Origin of the sequence: Streptomyces sp. NPDC006733, assembly GCF_040636125.1 — a bacterium.
Lineage (GTDB): Bacteria > Actinomycetota > Actinomycetes > Streptomycetales > Streptomycetaceae > Actinacidiphila.
In genome coordinates this window covers 98,271-120,935 of record NZ_JBEYJD010000028.1, presented here as the reverse complement: position 1 = coordinate 120,935, position 22,665 = coordinate 98,271, and the positions used below count along the sequence as shown (strand labels likewise).

At 74.0% G+C, this 22,665-nt stretch carries 20 protein-coding genes; 13 read left to right on the top strand and 7 right to left on the bottom strand.

The window, feature by feature from the left end:
- Nucleotides 1-76 precede the first annotated feature (76 nt).
- The 6 genes from ABZ721_RS24580 (at nt 77) to ABZ721_RS24555 (ending at nt 4,891) form a co-directional block, all read left to right on the top strand.
- Nucleotides 77-868, top strand: a complete 792-nt coding sequence (locus ABZ721_RS24580; RefSeq protein ID WP_358790835.1) for a RodZ domain-containing protein — start codon at nt 77-79, stop codon at nt 866-868.
- 38 nt (nt 869-906) lie between these two features.
- Nucleotides 907-2,424: a 30S ribosomal protein S12 methylthiotransferase RimO gene (gene rimO / locus ABZ721_RS24575; protein ID WP_358790834.1), complete on the top strand. Its 1,518-nt coding sequence runs from the start codon at nt 907-909 to the stop codon at nt 2,422-2,424.
- Nucleotides 2,421-3,242: a CDP-diacylglycerol--glycerol-3-phosphate 3-phosphatidyltransferase gene (pgsA, locus tag ABZ721_RS24570; protein WP_358790833.1), complete on the top strand. Its 822-nt coding sequence runs from the start codon at nt 2,421-2,423 to the stop codon at nt 3,240-3,242. Before rimO ends, pgsA begins: the two co-directional genes overlap by 4 nt.
- On the top strand, nt 3,239-3,778 hold the full coding sequence (locus ABZ721_RS24565) for a CinA family protein (RefSeq protein WP_358790832.1): 540 nt from the start codon (nt 3,239-3,241) through the stop codon (nt 3,776-3,778). Before pgsA ends, ABZ721_RS24565 begins: the two co-directional genes overlap by 4 nt.
- 94 nt (nt 3,779-3,872) lie before the next feature.
- Nucleotides 3,873-4,256, top strand: a complete 384-nt coding sequence (locus ABZ721_RS24560; RefSeq protein WP_250978037.1) for a helix-turn-helix transcriptional regulator — start codon at nt 3,873-3,875, stop codon at nt 4,254-4,256.
- 164 nt (nt 4,257-4,420) lie between these two features.
- Nucleotides 4,421-4,891 (top strand): DNA starvation/stationary phase protection protein, encoded by a 471-nt coding sequence (locus tag ABZ721_RS24555; RefSeq protein WP_358790831.1) that lies wholly within the window; start codon nt 4,421-4,423, stop codon nt 4,889-4,891.
- Nucleotides 4,892-5,552: 661 nt separating this feature from the next.
- Here ABZ721_RS24555 and ABZ721_RS24550 read toward each other — a convergent pair.
- The 3 genes from ABZ721_RS24550 to ABZ721_RS24540 all read right to left on the bottom strand — a co-directional run bounded on the left by ABZ721_RS24550 (nt 5,553) and on the right by ABZ721_RS24540 (nt 12,103).
- Nucleotides 5,553-6,350 (bottom strand): SDR family NAD(P)-dependent oxidoreductase, encoded by a 798-nt coding sequence (locus ABZ721_RS24550; RefSeq protein ID WP_358790830.1) that lies wholly within the window; start codon nt 6,348-6,350, stop codon nt 5,553-5,555.
- Between the two features lie 118 nt (nt 6,351-6,468).
- The gene (locus ABZ721_RS24545) at nt 6,469-7,260 is read right to left on the bottom strand and encodes a DNA-formamidopyrimidine glycosylase family protein (protein ID WP_358790829.1); all 792 of its coding nucleotides are present in this window, start codon (nt 7,258-7,260) and stop codon (nt 6,469-6,471) included.
- A 139-nt stretch (nt 7,261-7,399) separates the two neighbouring features.
- A complete protein-coding gene (locus ABZ721_RS24540; protein WP_358790828.1) occupies nt 7,400-12,103 on the bottom strand; it encodes a DEAD/DEAH box helicase in 4,704 nt (1,567 codons plus the stop codon).
- Between the two features lie 105 nt (nt 12,104-12,208).
- Here ABZ721_RS24540 and ABZ721_RS24535 point away from each other — a divergent pair, with 105 nt between their 5' ends.
- The 3 genes from ABZ721_RS24535 (at nt 12,209) to ABZ721_RS24525 (ending at nt 14,284) form a co-directional block, all read left to right on the top strand.
- A complete protein-coding gene (locus ABZ721_RS24535; RefSeq protein WP_358790827.1) occupies nt 12,209-13,075 on the top strand; it encodes an AraC family transcriptional regulator in 867 nt (288 codons plus the stop codon).
- A gap of 142 nt (nt 13,076-13,217) precedes the next feature.
- Nucleotides 13,218-13,973: an AzlC family ABC transporter permease gene (locus ABZ721_RS24530; RefSeq protein ID WP_358790848.1), complete on the top strand. Its 756-nt coding sequence runs from the start codon at nt 13,218-13,220 to the stop codon at nt 13,971-13,973.
- Nucleotides 13,973-14,284, top strand: a complete 312-nt coding sequence (locus ABZ721_RS24525; protein ID WP_358790826.1) for an AzlD domain-containing protein — start codon at nt 13,973-13,975, stop codon at nt 14,282-14,284. The genes ABZ721_RS24530 and ABZ721_RS24525 overlap by 1 nt, the downstream gene beginning before the upstream one ends.
- Nucleotides 14,285-14,305: 21 nt before the next feature.
- On the opposite strand, the gene ABZ721_RS24520 is transcribed toward ABZ721_RS24525, so the two are convergent.
- The 3 genes from ABZ721_RS24520 to ABZ721_RS24510 form a co-directional block, all read right to left on the bottom strand.
- Nucleotides 14,306-15,220 carry a hypothetical protein gene (locus ABZ721_RS24520; RefSeq protein WP_358790825.1) on the bottom strand — a complete coding sequence of 305 codons (915 nt, stop codon included), beginning with the start codon at nt 15,218-15,220 and terminating at the stop codon, nt 14,306-14,308.
- A gap of 125 nt (nt 15,221-15,345) precedes the next feature.
- Complete coding sequence (locus ABZ721_RS24515; RefSeq protein ID WP_358790824.1) at nt 15,346-16,713, bottom strand: chloride channel protein; 1,368 nt, start codon at nt 16,711-16,713, stop codon at nt 15,346-15,348.
- Nucleotides 16,710-17,273 (bottom strand): potassium channel family protein, encoded by a 564-nt coding sequence (locus ABZ721_RS24510; protein ID WP_358790823.1) that lies wholly within the window; start codon nt 17,271-17,273, stop codon nt 16,710-16,712. Before ABZ721_RS24510 ends, ABZ721_RS24515 begins: the two co-directional genes overlap by 4 nt.
- 124 nt (nt 17,274-17,397) lie before the next feature.
- Between ABZ721_RS24510 and ABZ721_RS24505 the strand changes: the two genes are divergently transcribed.
- The 4 genes from ABZ721_RS24505 (at nt 17,398) to recX (ending at nt 20,693) form a co-directional block, all read left to right on the top strand.
- Nucleotides 17,398-17,592 carry a DUF3046 domain-containing protein gene (locus ABZ721_RS24505; protein WP_358790822.1) on the top strand — a complete coding sequence of 65 codons (195 nt, stop codon included), beginning with the start codon at nt 17,398-17,400 and terminating at the stop codon, nt 17,590-17,592.
- A 114-nt stretch (nt 17,593-17,706) separates the two neighbouring features.
- Nucleotides 17,707-18,792 carry an AI-2E family transporter gene (locus ABZ721_RS24500; protein WP_358790847.1) on the top strand — a complete coding sequence of 362 codons (1,086 nt, stop codon included), beginning with the start codon at nt 17,707-17,709 and terminating at the stop codon, nt 18,790-18,792.
- A 202-nt stretch (nt 18,793-18,994) separates the two neighbouring features.
- Nucleotides 18,995-20,119 (top strand): recombinase RecA, encoded by a 1,125-nt coding sequence (gene recA, locus ABZ721_RS24495; RefSeq protein ID WP_358790821.1) that lies wholly within the window; start codon nt 18,995-18,997, stop codon nt 20,117-20,119.
- A gap of 4 nt (nt 20,120-20,123) precedes the next feature.
- Nucleotides 20,124-20,693: a recombination regulator RecX gene (gene recX / locus ABZ721_RS24490; RefSeq protein ID WP_358790820.1), complete on the top strand. Its 570-nt coding sequence runs from the start codon at nt 20,124-20,126 to the stop codon at nt 20,691-20,693.
- 78 nt (nt 20,694-20,771) lie between these two features.
- Here recX and ABZ721_RS24485 read toward each other — a convergent pair whose 3' ends face one another.
- Nucleotides 20,772-22,511 carry an FAD-dependent monooxygenase gene (locus ABZ721_RS24485; protein WP_358790819.1) on the bottom strand — a complete coding sequence of 580 codons (1,740 nt, stop codon included), beginning with the start codon at nt 22,509-22,511 and terminating at the stop codon, nt 20,772-20,774.
- Nucleotides 22,512-22,665: the final 154 nt, after the last annotated feature.

The window sequence follows — 22,665 nt, the reverse complement described above, 5'->3', positions numbered from 1 at the left end:
GTCCGCTTGCCCCACTCTTTCGCTACCCCCCTAGACTGAATCACCAGCAGGTGGCTGCAGCCTGAAAGGCTTCCTCGTGTCCCTCGGCAACCCGCCCTCCGACGACCGGCCCTCCGTCGGTCGCGCCCTTGCCCAGGCCCGCCTCGCCGCCGGACTGACCGTTGACGAGGTCAGTTCCACGACGCGGGTGCGCGCCCCCATCGTGCTCGCCATCGAGCAGGACGACTTCTCCCGCTGCGGTGGCGACGTCTACGCCCGCGGCCACATCCGCAACCTCGCCCGCGCCGTCGGGATCGACCCGGAACCACTGGTCGAGCAGTACGCCGAGGAGCACGGCGGCACCACCACCCAGGTCCCGGTCGCCCCGCTCTACGAGGCGGAGCGCATCAGCCCGGACCGCCGCCGGCCGAACTGGACGGCGGCCATGGTCGCCGCGATCGTCGCGGTCGTCGGATTCGTCGGCTTCACGGCGTTCAGCGGCTCCGGCGGAGACGCTCCGGCGGCGGCCGCCAAGCCGTCGGTGACCACCGTCACGCCCAAGCCCAGCCCGAAGCCCGCCGACCCCAAGCCCGAGCCGACGAACAGCGCGATCGCCGCCGCCCCGGTGGGCAAGGTCACGCTGAAGCTGACCGCGGACGTCTCCAAGAGCTGGATCCAGGTCACGGGCAGCACCGGCAAGCCGCTCTTCTCCGGGAACCTGGAGCAGGGCGACTCGAAGACCTTCACCGACGACAAGAAGCTCAAGCTGGTGGTCGGTGACGCGGGCGCGGTCAAGCTCTTCGTCAACGGCAAGGACCTCGGTCCCGCGGGCGAGGAGGGCGAGGTCGTACGCCTCACCTTCACCCCGGGAGACCCCCAGGCCGGGTGAACGTAAGAGGGACGGCCGGGACAAAGTAGGCTGAGCCTATGCCCGAACCCCGTACCGTCGCCCTTGTCACGCTCGGCTGCGCCCGCAATGAGGTGGATTCCGAGGAGCTCGCCGGCCGTCTGGCGGCGGACGGCTGGCAGCTGGTGGACGACGCCGCGGACGCCGACGTCGCCGTGGTGAACACCTGCGGCTTCGTCGACGCCGCCAAGAAGGACTCCGTGGACGCCCTGCTGGAGGCCAATGACCTCAAGGGCCACGGCCGCACCCAGGCCGTCGTCGCCGTCGGCTGCATGGCCGAGCGCTACGGCAAGGAGCTCTCCGAAGCCCTGCCCGAAGCCGACGCCGTGCTCGGCTTCGACGACTACACCGACATCTCCGACCGCCTGCAGACCATCCTGGCCGGCGGGGTGCACGCCTCGCACACCCCGCGCGACCGCCGCAAGCTGCTGCCGATCAGCCCCGCCGAGCGGCAGAGCGCCGCCGTGGCACTGCCCGGCCACGCGCAGGAGGCCCCGGCCCCCGCACCCGCCGACCTCCCCGAGGGCGTCGCCCCCGCCTCGGGGCCGCGCGCACCGCTGCGCCGCCGCCTGGACAACAGCCCCGTCGCCTCGGTGAAGCTGGCCTCCGGCTGCGACCGCCGCTGCTCGTTCTGCGCCATCCCGTCCTTCCGCGGCTCCTTCATCTCCCGCCGCCCCTCGGACGTCCTCGGCGAGACGCGCTGGCTCGCCGAGCAGGGTGTGAGCGAGGTCATGCTGGTCAGCGAGAACAACACCTCGTACGGCAAGGACCTCGGCGACATCCGCCTGCTGGAGACGCTGCTGCCGGAGCTGGCGGCCGTCGAGGGCATCGAGCGGATCCGCGTCAGCTACCTGCAGCCCGCCGAGATGCGCCCGGGGCTGATCGACGTCCTGACGTCGACCGACCGGGTCGTGCCGTACTTCGACCTGTCCTTCCAGCACTCGGCGCCGGGCGTGCTGCGCGCGATGCGCCGCTTCGGCAGCACCGAGAGCTTCCTGGACCTGCTGGGGACCATCCGCTCCAAGGCCCCGGAGGCCGGTGTCCGCTCCAACTTCATCGTCGGCTTCCCCGGCGAGTCCGAGGCGGACCTGGAGGAGCTGGAACGCTTCCTCAGCTCCGCGCGGCTCGACGCCATCGGGGTCTTCGGGTACTCGGACGAGGACGGCACCGAGGCCGCGGGCTACGGGGACAAGCTGGACGAGGACACCGTCGCCCAGCGGCTGGCCCGGGTGTCGCGGCTGGCGGAGGAGCTGACCGCCCAGCGCGCCCTGGAGCGGCTCGGCTCCACCGTGCGGGTGCTGGTCGAGTCCATCGACGAGGAGACCGGCGAGGCGGTCGGCCGCGCCGACCACCAGGCACCCGAAACGGACGGATCGACCACGCTGACCTCCTCCGAAGGCCTGAAGCCGGGCATGATGGTAGTGGCGAAGGTGATCGACACCGAGGGCGTCGACCTCATCGCCGAGCCCTCCCCGGCCGTCGGCTGGGGAGCCCCCGCCACCGTCGGCGGCAGCGTTTCGGAGGAGGTGGGCAGATGACCGGAGTCCCCGCGCCCGCCGCGGCCACCCCGGACCACATCGGTGACCCGGTGGTCGGCCAGGCCGGCCTGTGGAACATCGCCAACCTGCTCACGATGATGCGGCTGGTGCTGGTCCCCGGCTTCGTCATGCTGCTGATCCACGACGGCGGCCACGACCCCGCCTGGCGCTCGTTCGCCTGGGCGGCGTTCGCCATCGCGATGATCACCGACCTCTTCGACGGCGAGCTGGCCCGGCGCTACGGGCTGGTCACCGACTTCGGCAAGATCGCCGACCCCATCGCCGACAAGGCGATCATGGGTGCCGCGCTCGTCGGGCTGTCCGCGCTGGGCGACCTGCCGTGGTGGGTGACCGGAGTGATCCTCTTCCGGGAGATCGGCATCACGCTGCTGCGCTTCTGGGTGATCCGGCACGGCGTGATCCCCGCCAGTCGCGGCGGCAAGCTCAAGACGCTGACCCAGGGCATCGCGGTCGGCATGTACATCCTGGCCCTCACCGGGCCGCTGGCGACCCTGCGGGCCTGGGCGATGGCCGCGGCCGTCGTGCTGACCGTCGTCACCGGGCTCGACTACATCCGGCAGGCGGTCGTGCTGCGCAGGGCCGGCCTCGCCGCCCAGCGCGAGCGCGCCCGCGCGAACCCGCCGGCCGCGTCCGTCCTGCGGGTCACGGCGGACACGGCGGCCGAGACCGGGCAGGACCGGGAGCGCGGGCAGGACCGCGAACGCGGCCACGTGGAGCACGGCCAGAGCCCGGAGCGCGGCCACCTGGAGCGCGAACAGCGGAGTTCCCCGCAGCGGCAGAGTCACCAGAACGGATGACGGCGGCCGAGGTGTTGCGACGGCTCGACGGCCGGGGGCTCACCCTGGCGGTCGCCGAGTCGCTGACCGGCGGCCTGCTCGCCGCGGAGCTGACGGCCGTCCCCGGAGCCTCCCGGACCTTCCGCGGCTCGGTGACGGCGTACGCGACGGAACTGAAGCACGTACTGCTCGGCGTCGACGCCGAGCTGCTGGCCGCTCGAGGAGCGGTCGACCCTCAGGTCGCCCTCGAGATGGCCGAGGGGGTGCGGAGCAGACTGGAGGCCGACTGGGGCGTGGCCACCACCGGAGTCGCGGGACCCGCCCCGCAGGACGGGAAGCCGGTCGGCACCGTGTACGTGGCGGTGGCCGGCCCCGAGGGCTCGGCGGTCGAGCCGCTGCGGCTGGAGGGGGGCCGCTCCGAGATCCGCGCCGCCAGCGTGGACGCCGCGCTCGCCCTGCTGGAGCGGACCCTCACCGTAGGGGTGACCACCCCCAACACCGGGGTGCGGGCGAAGGATAGGGAAGAGGACGGGGGGAAGGGATGTTTGCAGCCCTGAGTGAACACGACATCGCTCCCCGCACGGCCGGTGCCCGAGGCGGTACGGTGGGGCAAGAAGGATCCGGATTCGCGGTCCGAGGAGGGAGCCACCGATGATCCTGCTCCGTCGCCTGTTGGGTGACGTGCTGCGTCGGCAGCGCCAACGTCAGGGCCGCACTCTGCGTGAGGTCTCCTCTTCCGCCCGGGTGTCCCTGGGCTATCTGTCCGAAGTGGAGCGAGGGCAGAAGGAGGCTTCCTCCGAGCTGCTCTCCGCGATCTGTGACGCGCTGGACGTCCCCATGTCCGAGGTGATGCGCGAGGTCAGCGATGATCTGTCGCTCGCGGAGCTGGCCCAGTCGGCGGCTTCCGAGACCTCCGCGGCGCCGATGCGACCCTTGCTGGGTGCGGTGACATCCGTCACATCCGTCACGACCGAGCGCGTCACCATCAAGGCGCCCAAGGCGCCTGCCGAAGCTGTCGACGTGGTCGCGGCCTGAGTCGGCGAACCCCAGAAGTATCTGCACCGGAGCCCCGGTCGGCACTGCCGACCGGGGCTCCGTGCTTTTGCCAGGCATAGCGCGACGAGGCAGGGTAGGTGATACGGAGTTAACAGCGTTTAACGGACTATTCACCAGTCCCGTCGCCCGTAGGAGGATTCCGCATGAGTGTCGTCAAGAGCCCGCTGTCCGACAAGCACCGCAAGATCGTCGGCGAGGCGCTGCAGGGCGCCCTGGTCGACCTCGTGGATCTCGCGCTGGTGTCGAAGCAGGTCCACTGGACCGTGGTGGGCCCCCGGTTCCGCTCGGTGCACCTGCAGCTCGACGAGGTCGTCGACACCGCCAGGCTGCACGCCGACACCGTCGCGGAGCGCGCCAGCGCGATCGGCGTGACGGCGGACGGGCGGGCCGAGACGGTGTCGAAGACCAGTGGCATCGACACGGTCACCGACGGCTGGATCAAGGACACGCAGGCGGTGGGCATCCTCATCGCGGCCCTCGATTCGGTGATCGAGCGGATGCGGGAGCGCATCGGGACGACGGAGGAGGCCGACCCGGTCTCCCAGGACATCCTGATCGGGCTCACGGCGGACCTGGAGAAGTTCCACTGGATGTTCCAGGCGGAGAACGCGTAACCGCCGACCGCGGAGCGGTGAGGCGGGGCGCCGGGGCGCCCGAGGGTGGCAGGCGCGGTGGTTCGCGCGCCGGGGCCGTCCCGGGCGCCCCGCGTGCGTCCCGCGCCCCTGCCGCATCTCTGGCGGCCTTCCGGAGGGGCGGATACGATGAGTGGCTCGTCACGTTCGGCTCATCCGTCGTCGCAGGTGGTGACGGTTGGGTACTCCCATCGGGTGAAGGCCCGGCGGGGGGTGGCGGCAGAGGGCTAGCGATCTTGGGAACCGGGCATCGCACCCTGGTACGGGACACCTTTCGGGGTGCTCCGCCGCAACCTCGGGGTTCCGAAGGAGGCGGCCATGCGCGTACTCCAGCTCCAGGTCATCCGGAGTCTGTGGTCCCGCAGGGCGGTCCGCTGGACCGTCGCGCTGACCCTGGGCGCCCTGTGGTGGTGGGCCGCGCTGCGGCTCGCCCTGTATCCGGGCAGTGCCGGACCCGTCGAAGGCGCCCTGACCGCCGGCGGCTGGGGGCTCGGCCTGATACCCCTGCACACGGTGCCGGAGGCCGCCGCGCGGACGCGGCGGGGCCGGGAGGACGACCGGGCGGGCGGTCGGATGGCCGGCCGGGACGCCGGGCGGGACGCCGGTCGGGTGGTCGGGCGGCATGGCGGCTCGGGAGGCCGCGCTACCAGGGCATGGCGACTCCGCCGTTGGGGCGGAGGATCTGGCCGGTGGTGAAGGCCGAGGCGTCCGAGGCGAGGAAGAGCACCGCGCCCGCCACGTCCTCCGGGGTGCCGACGCGCCCCAGCGGCGCCAGCCGCACGAGTGACGCCTCCGCGCGGGACTGGGCCTCCTCGTCGAAGACGCCGTCGGCACCCGTGCCGTAGTGCGAGGTCATCGGGGTGCGGATGAAACCCGGGGCGACGGCGTTGGCGCGGATGCCGAGCGGGCCGAGCTCGGTCGCCAGGGTCCTGGTGAGCTGCACGACGGCCGCTTTGGAGACGCTGTAGCAGAGCAGGCCCCGGGCGCCGGTGTCGATCGCGCCGGACGCCATCGTGATGATGCTGCCGGACCGCTGGGCGGTCATGGCCCGGGCCGCCTCCTGGGCGCTGTGCAGCACGCCCTTGAAGTTGACGCCGAGGACGCGGTCCAGATCGTCGTCGTCCGTCTCCAGGACGCTGCTGCTGTGCATGATCCCCGCGATGGCCGCCAGGACGTCGAGCCGGCCGAGGTCGCGGACGGTCTCGGCCACGGTCTCGGCGATCTGCGCCCGGTCGGTGACGTCCAGCCGCCGGGCGCGGGCGGCGCCGCCCGCCTTCTCGATCAGGTCCGCGGTCTCCCGCACGCCGGAGGCGTCGCGGTCCGCGCAGACGACGGTGGCGCCGGCTTCGGCCAGCAGGACGGCGGATGCGCGGCCGATCCCGCTCGCGGCGCCGGTGACCAGGGCGGTGCGTCCGGTGAGGTCGTACGCCTTGATGGGCATGACGCGACGGTACGACCGTATCTGACGGTCCGTCAATTGTCGTGCGGGTGCCAGGTGCCAGGTGCCAGGTGCCAGGTGTCCGGTTCAGGAGTCGGTCGCCGGTCGCCACGGTGTCACGCTACGGGTGCGGGCCCCGCTGGCAGCGCGGGCACCAGTAGGCGACGCGGGCCCGCTCCGGCGGTCCCTGCTCGCCCTTGCGGATGGGGGTGCCGCAGCGCAGGCACGGCCGGTGCTCCCTGCCGTACGCCCAATGGGTGCGGCCGCGCCGCAGGTCGCCGGTGGTGATGTGGCCCGGACGGTTCTTGTTGGCCTCCAGCAGCTTCTTGGCGAGCAGGACCAGCTTCTCCACGCCCGCGTCGCCGGCCGGTGTCCAGGGGGTGATGCCGCGCAGGAAGCAGAGCTCCGACACGTAGACGTTGCCGACCCCGGCCAGATTGCGCTGGTCCAGGAGCGCTTCGCCGATGGGTCGGGCGGGGTCGGCCGCCAGCCGCGCGGCGGCCTCGGCCGGATCCCAGTCCGGGCCCAGCAGGTCGGGGCCGAGATGGCCGACGACACTGTCCTCCTCGGAGGTGGGCAGCAGTTCCAGCACCGGGAGCCGGTAGCCGACCGCCACCCGGGCGGAGGTCTCCAGCACGGCGCGGACCTGGTGGAGGGGCCCGCCGCGCCAGCGCTCGCCCGGCGCGTACAGGTGCCAGGAGCCGTCCATGCGCAGATGGGAGTGGAGCGTCAGATCCCCGTCGAGCCGCGTCATCAGGTGCTTGCCGCGGGCGACGACTTCGAGGACGCGGCGGTTCGCGAGGTCGGCGGTGGCGAGCTGCGGCACGCGCAGGTCGGCGCGGACGAGGGTCTGGCCGGCCAGGGCCTCGTCGAGTCGGCGTACGGTCAGCCAGACCGTGTCTCCTTCGGGCACCTTTCCATGATGCCTCCCGGGTCTGACACACCCCGTCGGGTCCGACACACCCCGTCCGGTTCGTCCCGGCGGCGCGGACCGGCCGGGCCCCGGGGCCGGAGCGCAGGGTGTGCGGCCCGCCGCCGGGGCCAGGCGCCCGTCAGGCCCGCAGGCGCAGGCCGCGCGGGGTCGCGTGGAAGCCCGCGGTCTCCAGGGCGCGGCCCAGCGGCGAGGTCAGGGCGGACTCGCCGTTGGTGCGCTCCACCGTGAGCCGCCCGAGCGCGCCCTCCCGGGCCGCCAGCGCGAGGGCGTCCGCGGCGGCCGAGAGCCGTTCCTCGTCGTCGGGCCAGGCCAGCAGCGTCTTCCCGCCCCGCTCCACGTACAGGGCCAGCTCGCCGTCGACGAGGACCACCAGGGCGCCCGCCTTGCGGCCCGGCTTGTGCGTGACGCCCTCCGGCTGCGCCGGCCAGGGCAGGGCGGCGCCGTACGCGTTGGCGGGGTCGGCGGCGGCGAGGACGACGGCCCGCTGGCCTGCGCGGGTGCCCTCCTCGCGGTCGCGGGCGGTGTTGATGGCGCGCAGCCGGTCCACCGCGCCGTCCATCGCGAACTGGGCGGCGCCGAGCCCCTCGACCACGTAGCCGCGCCGGGTCTGGCCGGTCTCCTCGAAGGCCGACAGCACCCGGTAGGCGGCGGAGAAGCCGCCCTCGACGCCCTCGGCGGCGACCGCCCCGCGCGTGACGACCCCGTGGCGGTCCAGCAGGCTGTGGACCAGGGCGTGCGCCCGCAGCGTCGGGTCGGACTCCGGGGCCGGGACGAGCGACCAGCGGCCCGCCGTCGTCGGGGGTCCGGTGCGGGACGCGGTCCCGCGCGAGGCGCGGCCGGCGAGGGTGCCGTACCGCCCCCGGGGGACCGAACGCGGTGCGCGGTGCGCGGTGGACCCGGCGGTGCGGCCGGAACCGAGCAGGGCGCGCAGCGGGGCCAGGGTGTCGTTGGTGAGCCGGCCGGACCACGCCAGGTCCCAGACCGCGTCCGCCAGTTCCAGGTCGGAGGTGGCCACGCCCGCCGCCCGCACCTGGTCGGCGATCTGCCGGAAGAACAGGCCGTAGCCGCCGGTGAGGGCGTCCAGGGCGGCCTGGTGCAGCGGGGAGAGTTCGAGCGGGTGCGGATCCTTGAGCAGCAGCGGCGCCGTGTCGGCGAGATGGAGCGAGACCCAGCCGTCCTTGCCGGGCAGCGCCCCCGCGCCGGACCACAGCACCTCGCCGGATGCGGTCAGCTCGTCCAGCATCGCCGGGGTGTAGCCGGAGACCCGGGACGGCAGCACGAGCTTCTCCAGCGCGGAGGCGGGCACCTCGGCGCCCTGCAACTGCTCGACGGCCCGGACCAGACCGTCGACACCGCGCAGGCTGTGGGTGCCGACGTGCTGCCACTGGGGGAGGAAGGTGGCCAGGGTGGCGGGCGGCACCGGCTCCACCTCGTGCCGCAGCGCCGCCAGCGAGCGGCGCCGCAGCCGGCGCAGCACCGCCGCGTCGCACCACTCGTGGCCCGCGCCGCCGGGCCGGAACTCGCCCTGCACGACGCGGCCGCTCGCCGCCAGCCGCTGCAGCACGCCGTCCGCCACGGCCGTGCCGAGACCGAAGCGCCGCGCGGCTTCGACGGAGGTGAACGGGCCGTGGGTGCGGGCGAAGCGGGCGAGCAGGTCCCCGAGCGGGTCCTTGACCGGTTCCGTGAAGGCCTCGGGGACGCCGACGGGCAGCGCCGTACCCAGCGCGTCCCGCAGCCTTCCGGCGTCCTCGACCGCGGCCCAGTGCTCGCTGCCGGCGATCCGGACCCGGATCGCGCGGCGCGCCGACTCCAGCCCCGCCGCCCAGTCCGGCTCGGCGCCGCGCACCGCCAGCTCGGCTTCGGTGAGCGGTCCGAGGAGCCGCAGCAGGTCCGCGACGCCCTCGGCGTCCTTGATCCGGCGCTCCTCGGTCAGCCACTGCAACTCCAGCTCCAGCTCGGCCAGGACGTCGGCGTCCAGCAGCTCGCGCAGCTCGGCCTGGCCCAGCAGCTCGGCCAGCAGCCGGGAGTCCAGCGAGAGGGCGGCGGCGCGGCGCTCGGCGAGCGGGGAGTCCCCCTCGTAGAGGAACTGGGCGACGTAGCCGAAGAGGAGGGAGCGGGCGAAGGGGGAGGGCTCGGGCGTGGTGACCTCCACCAGCCGCACCCGGCGCGCCTCGATGTCACCCATCAGCTCGACGAGCCCCGGCACGTCGAAGACGTCCTGCAGGCACTCGCGGACCGCTTCGAGGACGATCGGGAAGGAGCCGAAGTCCGACGCGACCTGGAGCAGTTGGGCGGCGCGCTGGCGCTGCTGCCACAGCGGGGTGCGCTTGCCGGGGGAGCGCCGCGGCAGCAGCAGCGCGCGGGCCGCGCACTCGCGGAACCGGGAGGCGAACAGCGCGGAGCCGCCGACCTGGTCGGTGACCAGCTGCTCGACCTCGCCCTTGTCGAAGGCGACGTCGGAGGCGCCGACCGGCGACTGGTCGGGGTCGAGCGCGGTGCCCGGCCGGCCGGGGCCGGTGCCCGGCTGATCGCTGCCGGGGCCCGCGTCGAGCAGGTCCAGGCCCATCAGGTCCGCGTCGGGCAGCCGCAGCACGATGCCGTCGTCGGCGTGCATCACCTGGGCGTCCAGCCCGTACCGCTCCATGAGGCGGGCGCCCAGCGCCAGCGCCCAGGGCGCGTGCACCTGCGCGCCGAAGGGGGAGTGGACCACCACCCGCCAGTCGCCCAGCTCGTCACGGAAGCGCTCCACGACGATCGTCCGGTCGTCCGGGATGTGGCCGCAGGCCTGCCGCTGCTCCGCCAGGTACGCCAGGACGTTGTCCGTCGCCCAGGTGTCGAGCCCGGCCTCGGTCAGGCGGTCGCGGGCCGCCTCGGGGCCCAGCCGTCCGACCTCGCGGACGAACGCGCCGACCGCCCGGCCGAGCTCCAGCGGGCGGCCCAGCTGGTCGCCCTTCCAGAAGGGGAGCCGGCCCGGGACCCCGGGCGCGGGGGAGACGAGCACCCGGTCGCGGGTGATGTCCTCGATCCGCCAGGACGTGGTGCCCAGCGTGAAGACGTCGCCGACGCGCGACTCGTAGACCATCTCCTCGTCCAGCTCGCCGACCCGGCCCCCGCCCTTCTTCGGGTCGGAGCCGGCCAGGAAGACACCGAACAGCCCGCGGTCCGGGATGGTGCCGCCGGAGGTCACGGCCAGCCGCTGCGCCCCGGGGCGGCCCGCGACCGTGTTCGCCACCCGGTCCCAGACGATGCGCGGCCGCAGCTCCGCGAAGGCGTCGGAGGGGTAGCGGCCGCCCAGCATGTCGAGGACCGCCGTGTACGCGGAGTGCGGGAGCGCCGCGAAGGGCGCCGCCCGGCGCACCAGGGCGAGCAGCTCGTCCACGTCCCAGGTGTCGAGCGCGGTCATGGCGACGATCTGCTGGGCCAGGACGTCCAGCGGGTTCGCCGGCACGCGCAGGGACTCGATGGAGCCGGTCCGCATCCGCTCGGTGACGACCGCCGCCTGCACCAGGTCGCCCCGGTACTTGGGGAAGACCACACCTGTCGAGACGGCACCCACCTGGTGCCCGGCCCGGCCGACGCGCTGCAGCCCGGAGGCGACGGACGGCGGCGACTCCACCTGGATGACGAGATCGACCGCGCCCATGTCGATGCCCAGCTCCAGGCTGGACGTCGCGACCACGGCCGGCAGCCGCCCGGCCTTGAGGTCCTCCTCGACGATGGCGCGCTGCTCCTTGGAGACCGACCCGTGGTGGGCGCGGGCCATCAGGGCGGGCGCGCCCTGCGCGGCGCCCGACTGGGCCATGACCTCGGCGGGCGACGCGCTCTCCGGCAGCGGTTCGCCGGTGGCCCGCTCGTAGGCGATCTCGTTGAGCCGGTTGCACAGCCGCTCGGCCAGCCGCCGGGAGTTGGCGAACACGATGGTCGAGCGGTGCGCCTGCACCAGATCGGCGATCCGCTCCTCCACATGCGGCCAGATCGACGCCCGCTGCTCCGCCCCGGCCGCGGCACCGGAGTGCTCGGCGACGGGGGAGCCGCCCAGCTCGCCCAGGTCCTCCACGGGCACGACCACCGACAGGTCGAACCGCTTCTGCGACGCCGGCTGGACGATCGTCACCTTGCGCTGCGGCGAGAGGTAGCGGGCGATCTCCTCGACCGGCCGGACGGTCGCGGACAGCCCGATCCGCCGGGCGGGGCGGTCGAGCAGCTCGTCCAGCCGCTCCAGGGACAGCGCCAGGTGCGCTCCGCGCTTCGTGCCGGCGACGGCGTGCACCTCGTCCAGGATCACCGTCTCCACGCCGCGCAGCGCCTCGCGGGCGGCCGAGGTGAGCATCAGGAAGAGCGATTCGGGGGTGGTGATCAGGATGTCCGGCGGGCGGGTGACCAGGGCGCGGCGCTCGGCGGCGGGGGTGTCCCCGGAGCGGATGCCGACCCGGACCTCCGGCTCGGGCAGCCCGAGCCGGACGGACTCCTGGCGCAGACCCGTGAGCGGGCTGCGCAGGTTGCGCTCCACGTCGACCGCGAGGGCCTTGAGCGGGGAGATGTAGAGCACCCGGCAGCGGCGCTGGGTCTCGGCGGGCGGCGGGATGCTCGCCAGCCGGTCCAGCGAGGCCAGGAACGCTGCCAGGGTCTTGCCGGAGCCGGTCGGCGCGACCACCAGGACGTCGGAGCCCTCCCCGATCGCCCGCCAGGCACCGGCCTGGGCGGAGGTGGGCGCGCTGAAGGCTCCCGTGAACCACGCGCGGGTGGCCGGGGAGAACGCTTCCAGGGCGGCGGCCGGGTCCCCTTCCGGTTCCGGCTCTCCCTGACTGGTCCGTCGCGACATGTCCCCATCCTGCCCCGCCCCACTGACAACGGCCTCGGGACCCGCGTGCGGGGCCGCCCCCGGGACCCGCGCGCGGGGCTCCGGGCCCGTCGGCAGAATGGGTGCATGGCACGGCGCGAACCGGCACCCGAGCGGGCACGGCACTGGCAGCACCCGCAGCTGCCGGGCGTGGACCTGCTGAGCGCGCGGTACGTCAGCCACACGTTCTCCCGCCACTCCCACGACGGATACGTGATCGCGGCGGTCACCCGGGGCGTCGAGGGCATCGGCATGCCCGGCGGCGACCTGCGCGCGGGCGCGGGCGGGGTCGTCCTCATCAATCCCGAGACCCCGCACTCGGCGTACGCGGGGACCGAGGACGGCTGGAGCTACCGCGTCCTCTACCCGAGCGTCGACGTGGTGGCGGCCGTCGCCGCCGAGACGGCCGGCCGGCACGGCACCCCGGCGTTCACCGGCACCGTCCTCGACGACCCGGACTGCGCACGGCTGATCGCGGACATCCACGCCGCCGCGGAGCGCGACAACGCGCTCGCGGCCGACACCCTGCTGCGGGTGGCCGTCGCCCGGCTGCTGCGCCGCTACGGCGCGGACACGGCGGCGCCCGGCGCGCTGCCCTCCGCGGGGGCGCTCGCCGCCGGGCGGGCCAGGGAGCTGCTCGTCGAGCGGATCGCTTCCCCGCCGACGCTGGACCAGCTGGCCGCGGAACTGGGCACCAAGCCGTTCGCGCTGCTGCGCGCGTTCAAGAGCGCCTACGGGCTGCCGCCGCACGCCTGGCTGACCGGCGAGCGGGTGCGCGCGGCCCGCCGGATGCTGGACACGGGCACCGCGCCCGCCGAGGCGGCCCTCGCGGTGGGCTTCACCGACCAGCCGCATCTGAACCGGCACTTCACCCGGATCGTGGGCGTGCCCCCGGGCGCCTACCGTCGCGAACGCGCAAGAACGTACAAGACGGGTGAGGACCCCGCTCCGTAACGTTCGGCGAGTGACACGAGCAGCACGCATACACGGTGACAGCGGGGGACCGGACAGCGCGGAGGCCGGGGAGCGGCCCGGGGGGTCGGAGGCGCCGGAGACATCGGGGGCATCGGAGGCCGCCGCGCGGCCGACGTCCGCCGTGGTCCGGGACGCGCTGGCCGTCGGTGTCGCCGTCGGCCTGTCCGGGTTCGCCTTCGGCGTGACGTCGGCCGGAGCCGGCCTGACCGTCGCGCAGACCTGCGCGCTCTCCCTGCTGGTCTTCAGCGGCGCCTCGCAGTTCGCCCTGGTCGGCGCGCTGGGCGCGGGCGGCAGCCCGTTCGCCGCGGCGGCCGGCGCGTTCTTCCTCGGCGCGCGCAACGCGTTCTACGGCCTGCGGCTGTCGCAGCTGCTGCGCTTCCCGCGCGCGGTGCGCCCGTTCGCGGCCCAGTGGGTGATCGACGAGACCTCCGCCGTGACGCTCGCGCAGCCCGACCGGCGCAGCGCGCGGATCGGCTTCACCGTCACCGGAGCCACCATCTACCTGCTGTGGAACCTGACCACGCTGCTGGGCGCCCTCGGCGCCTCGGCGCTGGGCGACCCGGCGGCGTGGGGGCTGGACGCGGCGGGCCCGGCCGTCTTCCTCGCGCTGCTCGCACCCATGCTGAAGGGCCGGCGCGAGCGCATGGTGGCCGGGCTCGCCGTCGTCCTCGCCCTGGCCTGCCTGCCCCTGCTGCCCGCCGGGGTGCCGGTGCTCGTCGCGGCCCTCGCCGCCCCGGTCGTCCTGATCGCGGCACGCCGCGGAACGGCCCGCGAGGACGCGGCGGCCACGACCGCCGGCCAGGACACCACCGACACCACCGACATCACCGACGCTACGGCCACGACCGACACCGCACTCCGGACGGGGAAGCACTGATGACCACCTGGATCGCCATCGGCGTGACCGCCTTCGGCTGCTACGCGGTGAAACTGCTCGGCCTGTCCGTTCCGGCCGGGATCCTGGAGCGGCCGCTGGTGAAGCGGCTCGCCGCCCTCGTCCCGCTCGCCCTGCTGGCCGCGCTCACCGCGCTGCAGACGTTCGGCACCGATGAGCTGAAGCTCGTCGTCGACGCCCGCGCGGCCGGGCTGGCCGCCGCCGCGGTGGCGCTGCTGCTGCGCGCGCCGTTCCTGGTCGTCATCGCCGCGGCGGTCCTGGTGACCGCCGCCGTACGGGCGCTGACCGGCTGACCGGCTGACCGGCCCGGCGGCTCAGATGATGGGACGGCCGTAGGCGCGCAGCGTGCGCAGCGCCTCGATGGTGATGATCGGCCGCCACTCCAGCCGGGTGCCCGGCGCCCACGCCCGCCACCGCATCGGCCAGCCGCCGTCGTCGCCCTGCTCCGCCGTCAGGAAGTCCAGCGACCGTTCCAGCTCGTCGTCGCTGAACCACTGCCGGGCCAGCGACTGCGGGGCGCGCGCGTAGTCGTACGCGAAGTGGTGCTCGCCCGGCGCGTATCCGGCGGGCAGCGGGCAGTCGTCCGCGCGGTCCGGCTCCAGCACCACCAGCTGCTGGTCGCGCACCGACTTCCCCAGCCGGTGGGCCGCGTCCCGGGCCCGCGCCCGGTCCGGGACGGCGTCCAGGAACGCCACGGCCGCCTGGACCTCGTACGGGTGCGTCGCTTCCAGCGCCTCGATCGCGGCCCAGCAGAACTCCGTGGCCCGGAACAGCCACGCGTGCCACACCTCGTTGGCGTGCAGCACGCCCACCACGGGGGCCGTCGCCAGCAGCGCGCCCCCGGGCGCCTCCGTCACCGGGATCCACGGGGCGGCAGGGTAGCCCCGCAGCGACGGGTGCACGGCGGGCAGCGCGCCCTCCACGGTCGAGACCTCCGTCAGGTACCGGCACACCCGCTCGGCGCGCTGGCCGCCGCAGCGTCCGATCCCGTCGAGCACGTGCAGCGCGTGCGCGGTGTGCAGCGGCTGGCTCACCGGTCCCCGCAGGTCCGGCTCCAGGGCGTGCCCGAAGCCGCCGTCGTTGTTGCGGTACGCGTTCAGCGCGGTCTCGACCGCGTCGACCGCCGCGTCCGAGTCGTCGAGGAAGTAGTACGTGAACCTGCGCTGCTCGAGGACGCGTGCGGTCAGCCACACGAAGTGCTCGGCGCGCGCGAGGGGGGTTCCTGGCATGCCCGCACAGTAGGGCGCCTTTCCCGCACTGCATACGCCTGATGCAAGGGTGCACCCGGCCGTGCGACACCCAGCCCCCGTGTGCGGGATTCCGCCGCCCCGAAGTTGACGCGCGCGGCCGCCGCTCAGGCCTTCGCCGCGCCTTGCCGCGCCTCGGCGTCCGCCGGCGCTCCGGCGTCCGCCGGGATCCGGGGCCAGGGAGGCAGCAGCTCGGTGGTGACGAAGGCGACGACGGCCGCCAGGATCACGACGGGCATCATCGCGGAGCCGCCGAGCAGCAGGCTGACCAGGACCACGCTGCTGACCGGCAGCCGCAGGGCGCTCGCCGCCGAGGCCGCCATGCCGGCCGCGAGGGCCGGCACGAAGCCCAGGCCGGGAAGGGACGAGAACAGGACGCCCGCGGCGGCGCCCAGGAAGAGCGAGGGGAAGATGGGCCCCCCGCGCAGGCTGCCCAGGCACAGCGCGTACGCGGCGCCCTTGAGCAGCAGGACGGCGACGAGCGCGCCGATCCCCCAGGCGTGCGGGTCGGCGGCCAGCGCGGTCAGCGTCGCCTGTCCCGACGAGGCGACCTCGTCGGGCGCGCGGTCGGTGATCAGCGCGTAGAGGGCGGCGCAGCCGCCCGCGGCCAGTGCGCAGAGCACGGTCCGGGGGAGCGTCCGCACCGGGACGAACGCCGCGGTCAGCCGGCCAGCGCCCAGCACGAAGTGCACGAAGACGCCGATGGCCACGGCCAGGAGCAGCGTCCAGAGGATGTCCGGCGCGTCCAGCCGCGGCAGGGGGCCGGGCAGTTTCAGCGCCAGGCTGCCGGTCTGCAGCCCCGTCCACCGGCCGAACCCGGTGAACACCAGCGCCCCCACCCCGCTGGACAGCAGGGCGGGCAGCATGACGGCGAACAGCTGCGGTCCGCCGACCCCGGCCACCTCGATCAGCAGCACGGCCGCGATCAGCGGGTTGCCGAAGATGGCGGCGATGGCCGCGGCGGCGCCGGCCGCGCCGACGAGGGCCGTGCTCTGCGGTGTCGCCGCACTCCTGACGAGGTTCCGGAAGAGCAGCGCCAGGCCGCTGCCGAGCGCGATCAGCGGCGCCTCGGGCCCCAGCACCGCGCCGAACGGCAGGCTCGCCGCTGCGGCGAGCAGCACACCGGGCAGGGCGGCGGCCGAGGCGCCGCCGGTGTGCAGGCCGGCGGCGGGGATGTGGCCGCCGCCACCGGGCAGCCGGGTGGCGATCAGGCCGACGCAGACGCCGGCGATCGCGAGGAGGGGCAGCGGCCACCACCACGGGGGTGCGTCCCAGCCCCAGGCCTGCGGAAGGTCGGCCCACAGCAGGTGGCCCAGCTGGTGCATCCCGACGAGGAACCAGAACGCGGCGAGGGACACCGGGATGCCGACGAGCGCGCAGAGGACGAGCGTCCTGAGGTAGCCCGGCGCCAGCAGCAGGCCCCGCAGCGGATCCGCCGCCCCCGGTTCGGCCGGCCGGGGTTTCGCTTCGTTCATGGGCCGTCCTCCAGGGTTTCCGGCGGGGAGTCCGCCGACGAGTCCCGCCGCCGCAGCCCGATCCGGACCGCGCCGAAGAGGACCTTCGCGATCAGGCCCACGATGATCAGGTCGGCGACCATCTGCACCGTGGTCAGCACCCGGCTGGGTTGGCTGAGGGGTGTGATGTCCCCGAATCCCACGGTCGCGAACACCGTGACCGTGAAGTACAGCGCGTCCGTCCGGGTCAGCGGCTCCGAGAACGACGCCGGCCGGTCTCTGGCGACCAGGTAGTACGCGGCCGAGAACAGCAGCAGGAACAGCGGCACGGCGGTGGCCAGCACCTCGACGGCGCGCAGCCCCGGATACGCCGCACGGGTGACGGCGGTGACCTGCCGGACGACCAGGCACCCGAAGGCGACCAGGCCCAGGACGAGCAGCACGGCACTGGTGGCGCCGAGTTCCCGGTCGAGCGGCACCAGGTAGTACAGCCAGGTGAGCAGCGCGGCCGAGGCCGCCGAGCGGAGCAGGCACTTCACCAGGAGCCGCCGGTGGTGCCGCGTGCTGGGGATTGCGCCCATCACCTCTCCTCCGACGAGCCGCACCACCCCCGCGCCCATTCCAGCACCCACCCACCCGCCCCGCACCTCGCCCCGGGCCCACCCCGTCCCGTTCCCGCCACTCGCGTCGCGGGATACTGGGGGCATGAAGTTGACGGTGTTCTGGGAGCGGATGCGGGTGCAGTTCGGGGAGGGGTACGCGGACTCCTTCGCCCGGGATCATGTGATGGCGGAGCTCGGCGGGCGGACCGTGTGGGAGGCGCTGGACTCGGGGTGGGAGGCCAGGGACGTGTGGCGGGCGGTCTGTACGGCGATGGACGTGCCGGCCGGGCGGCGCTGAGTCCGCGGAGGGTTGATCCCGGACTTTTCGGTCATCGCGTCCAGACTGGGGTGCGTGTCAGGAACCGGTGGGAGCAGCGTCCAGGAAGAGGAGCCGTCGGCTCCCCGTGCGCGGATGCCGCGGTGGCTGCCGCGCGCGATGGTGCTCGCGCTGGTGCTGGCGGGCTGCTTCCAGCTGGCCGGCTGGGCGTTCCACCAGCTGACCGGGCTGCTGATCAACATCCTGATCGCGTTCTTCGGCGCGCTGGCGATCGAGCCGGCGGTGGGCTGGATGGCGGCGCGCGGGGTGCGGCGCGGGGCGGCGACGGGGGTGGTGCTGCTGGGGGCGTGCCTCGCGATCGGGGCGTTCGTGGTGGCGCTCGGCTCGCTGCTCGTGGACCAGATCACGACGATCGGCCAGAACTTCCCGCAGTACGTCGACGACGTGGTGGTGTGGGTCAACCGGACGTTCCACACGCAGCTGGACGTCGGGACGCTGCAGGACAACGTCCTGCACTCGGACTGGGTGCGCAACTACCTGCAGAACAGCGCGGGCAACGTGTGGGGGCTGTCGGCCACGGTCCTCGGGATCGTCTTCCAGCTGTTCACCGTGGCGCTGTTCGCGTTCTACTTCGCGGCCGACGGGCCGCGGCTGCGCCGGGGGCTGTGCTCGGTGCTGCCGCCGGCCCGGCAGGCGGAGGTGCTGCGGGCCTGGGAGATCGCGGTCGCCAAGACGGGCGGGTACATCTACTCGCGGGCGCTGATGGCGCTGGTGTCGGGCGTGGCGCACTACGTCCTGCTGCAGGTGCTGGGGGTGCCGTACGCGCCGGCGCTGGCGGTGTGGGTGGGGCTGGTGTCGCAGTTCGTGCCGACGGTCGGGACGTATCTGGCGGGCGCGCTGCCGATGCTGATCGCGTTCACCGAGGATCCGTGGGACGCGGTGTGGGTGCTGGGCTTCGTCGTGGTCTACCAGCAGTTCGAGAACTACGTGCTGCAGCCGCGGATCACGGCGAGGACCGTGGACATCCACCCGGCCGTCGCCTTCGGGTCGGTCATCGCCGGCACCTCGCTGCTGGGGGCGGTGGGCGCGCTGGTCGCTATCCCGGTGACCGCGACGCTGCAGGGGTTCTTCGGGGCGTACGTGAAGCGGTACGAGGTGACGGATCCCCGGGCGCACGGGCCGCGGCGGCGGCCGTGGCTGCGGAGGCGGCGTCGGACGTGAGGGACGTGAGGGATCGGACAGTGCGTCCGGGGCCCAGCGTGTCGCTTGACACGCAAATCGAACATCCATTCTGATGGGTGGTCCGGGCCGGTTCTCCACGGAGGTTTTCCACAGCTCGGAGCGACGTCCAGGCGCATTGTCAGTGGCAGGGACTAGCGTCATGGACGTGAAGCGATCGACTCAAACATCCCGGGTGGAGCCCATGGCAGGTAACGACCGCGAGAAGGCGCTGGACGCCGCGCTCGCACAGATTGAACGGCAGTTCGGCAAGGGCGCGGTCATGCGCCTGGGCGACAAGCCGAACGACCCCATCGACGTCATCCCCACCGGGTCGACCGCCCTGGACGTGGCCCTCGGTGTCGGCGGCATCCCGCGCGGCCGTGTGGTGGAGGTCTACGGGCCGGAGTCCTCCGGCAAGACGACCCTCACGCTGCACGCGGTGGCCAACGCGCAGAAGGCCGGCGGCACGGTGGCGTTCGTCGACGCCGAGCACGCGCTCGACCCCGAGTACGCCAAGGCCCTCGGCGTCGACACGGACAACCTGCTGCTCTCCCAGCCGGACACCGGCGAGCAGGCGCTGGAGATCGTGGACATGCTGGTCCGCTCCGGCGCGATCGACCTCATCGTGATCGACTCCGTGGCCGCCCTCGTGCCGCGGGCCGAGATCGAGGGTGAGATGGGCGACTCGCACGTGGGTCTGCAGGCCCGGCTCATGAGCCAGGCGCTGCGCAAGATCACGGGTGCGCTGCACCAGTCCAACACCACGGCGATCTTCATCAACCAGCTCCGCGAGAAGATCGGTGTGATGTTCGGCTCGCCGGAGACCACCACCGGTGGCCGCGCGCTGAAGTTCTACGCCTCCGTGCGGCTCGACATCCGCCGCATCGAGACCCTCAAGGACGGCACGGACGCGGTCGGCAACAGGACCCGCGTCAAGGTCGTCAAGAACAAGGTCGCGCCGCCCTTCAAGCAGGCGGAGTTCGACATCCTCTACGGCCACGGCATCAGCAAGGAGGGCGGCCTGATCGACATGGGTGTCGAGCACGGCTTCGTCCGCAAGGCCGGTGCCTGGTACACGTACGAGGGCGACCAGCTCGGCCAGGGCAAGGAGAACGCCCGCAACTTCCTCAAGGACAACCCGGACCTCGCCGACGAGATCGAGAAGAAGATCAAGGAAAAGCTCGGCATCGGTGTCCGGGCCGTGGCCCCCGGCGCCGAGCCGGGAGCCGACGCGGCGGGTGGGGCGGCCGACACCGCCGCTCCCAAGGCCGAGGTCCCGGCGCCCAAGACGGTGAAGGCGACCAAGGCCACCGCGGCCAAGGCCTGAGGCCATGGCGAGTCGGCACCCCGATCGCGGCGGCTCTTCCGAGTCGAGGGCCTCGAAAGAGCCGCCGCTCAGCCCGGAGGAGCAGGCGCGGGCGCTGTGCCTGCGCCTGCTCACCGGGAACCCCCGCACGCGGAAGCAGCTCGCCGACGCGATGCGCAAGCGGGAGATCCCGGACGACGTGGCGGAGCAGCTGCTGGAGCGGTTCCAGGAAGCCGGCCTGATCGACGACCAGGCGTTCGCCAACGCCTGGGTGGAGTCCCGGCACCGCGGGCGGGGCCTCGCCCGCCGGGCGCTGGCGAGGGAGCTGCAGACTCGGGGGGTGGACGCGGAGCTGGTCACCGAGGCGGTGGCCCAGCTCGACTCCGACCAGGAGGAGGAGCGGGCCCGCGAGCTGGTGGACCGCAAACTGCGGACCACGCGGGGGCTGGAACGTGACAAGCGGCTGCGCCGCCTCGCGGGCATGCTCGCCCGCAAGGGCTACCCGGAGGGGCTCGCCCTCCGGGTGGTCCGCAGGGCTCTGGAGGAAGAGGGCCAGGACGAACCGGACGTCCTGGAGTACCACCCGCTGGGATGACGGTGCCCGCGGGCAGGGCACCGCGGTCTCCGCGGGCCCGGGCGTTTCCGCCCGGGCGGTGCGGTCGCCGGTACGGCGTCAGGGTGTCCGGTTGCCGACCGGGTCGTCCTGGGGGGCGGTCCGGTGCGGGGGGCCGCCGCGGGCCAGGTCCGCGTAGGAGTACAGCTCCGCGGGACGGCAGCCGACCATGGCCGTCACGAGGTGGCCGTCCGGGCGGATCAGCAGCACGCTGTGGGCCGTCGCGCCCGGGTAGGCCTCGGCCACGAGCAGCTCGGCGCGCATCGGCAGCGCGGCGACCGCCGACGCGAGCCGCGGCATCAGGCCGGCCGTCAGCCAGTGCCGGCTGTCCCACACCCCGGTGCCCGGGGCGATCAGCATCACCAGCAGGTTCTGGCCCAGCCGGTCCCGCAGGCGGCCCGTCGAGCCGTCCAGCGCCGTCACCGGCACGTCGACGACCAGCCCGCCCGGGGGAGTGGCGCAGGTCGCGACCAGCGGTGAGCCGACGGTCTTGCCACCGCCGGTGCCGCCCCCTCCCGGCCGCGGTGCGGGCAGCGCCAGCGGCGAGCGGCCGTATACCGGCGGGGAGGCGACCGGCCCCCGGCCGAGATGGCTGTCGGTCAGCAGCTCCGCGTACCCGCGGGCGGACCCGGAGAGCAGCGTGTGGCGGACCGCGGTCCAGGCCCCGCCGGCCCGCACCAGCGGCAGCGCCTGGTCGGTGGCGCGCAGCCGGGCCCCGACCGCCTCGCGCCGCTCGGCCTGGTAGCTGTCGAGCAGGGTGTCGGAGGCGCCGTCGTGCCAGGCGATCGCGAGCTTCCAGGAGAGGTTCTCGGCGTCCCGCAGGCCCTCCTCCACGCTCTGGGCGCCCAGCGCGCCCATCAGGTGGGCGGCGTCGCCGGCGAGGAACGTCCGGCCCACCCGCCAGCGGCGGGCGAGCCGCTGGTGCACCGGGTACTCGGCCGAGCCGACCAGTTCGTACGGCACGACGCTGCCGCACCATGTGGTCAGTATCGAGCGGACGCGGGTCACCAGCTCGTCGGCGGTCAGCACCTCGCCCCGGCCGGGCAGCAGCCAGTCGAACCGCCACAGGCCGTCGGGCAGCGGGCGGGCCGTCACTTCCTGGCCGGTGCCGAGGCCGGGGGGATCGCGGTGCAGCAGCGCCACGCCGGGCTCGGGGAGGTCGACGCGCAGCGCGGCGACGGCGTGCCGGTCGACGGCCGTCTTGCCGGGGAAGCGGACCGCGAGCAGCTTGCGGACGGTCGAGCGCGGCCCGTCGCAGCCGACCAGGTAGCTGCCGCGCCACCAGGTGCGGTCGGCGCCGCGGGTGTGCACGGTGACACCGGTGGCGTCCTCGTCGATCTCGTCGACGCGCGAGCCGGTCACGATCCGCACGAGGCCGTGGCCGTGCAGGGTCTCCCGCAGCCCCCGTTCCAGCCGGTGCTGGGAGATGTGCACCGGCGACGGTTCCACGGGTTCGTCCTCGAACGCGGACTCGAACTCGGACGCGGGTCCGGACCCGCCCCCGGACCGGGCCTCGGCCCCCGGGTCGAAGTCGATGCGCAGCACCTCCTGCCGCCGGCGCAGGGTGCGCCAGCCGGCCCAGGTGGTGCCGTCCGCGTACACCCGCGGGTAGCCGAGCCGTTCCAGCAGGGCGGCGGTGTCGGCGCTCAGGACGGTGGTGCGGGGATGGCGCAGGTCGTCACGGGCGTCGGCCGGCCCCTCGGCTTCGTCGAGGACGATGGTCGGGACACCGCGTTTGGCCAGAGCGAGCGCGAGGGCGAGGCCCGTGGGGCCCGCCCCCGCGACGATCACCGGGTCCACAGGGCGGTCCCCGGAAGATGTGCAGTCACGATACGTATGCAATCCACTGCGAGTGCGTGCGTCAAGTGACGGCGGAACGTCGGCGCGGTGCGAACCGACGCACCGTCACCGAATGAGCCGACGTACCGTCACTTCAGTGACCGGTGGGCCGCCC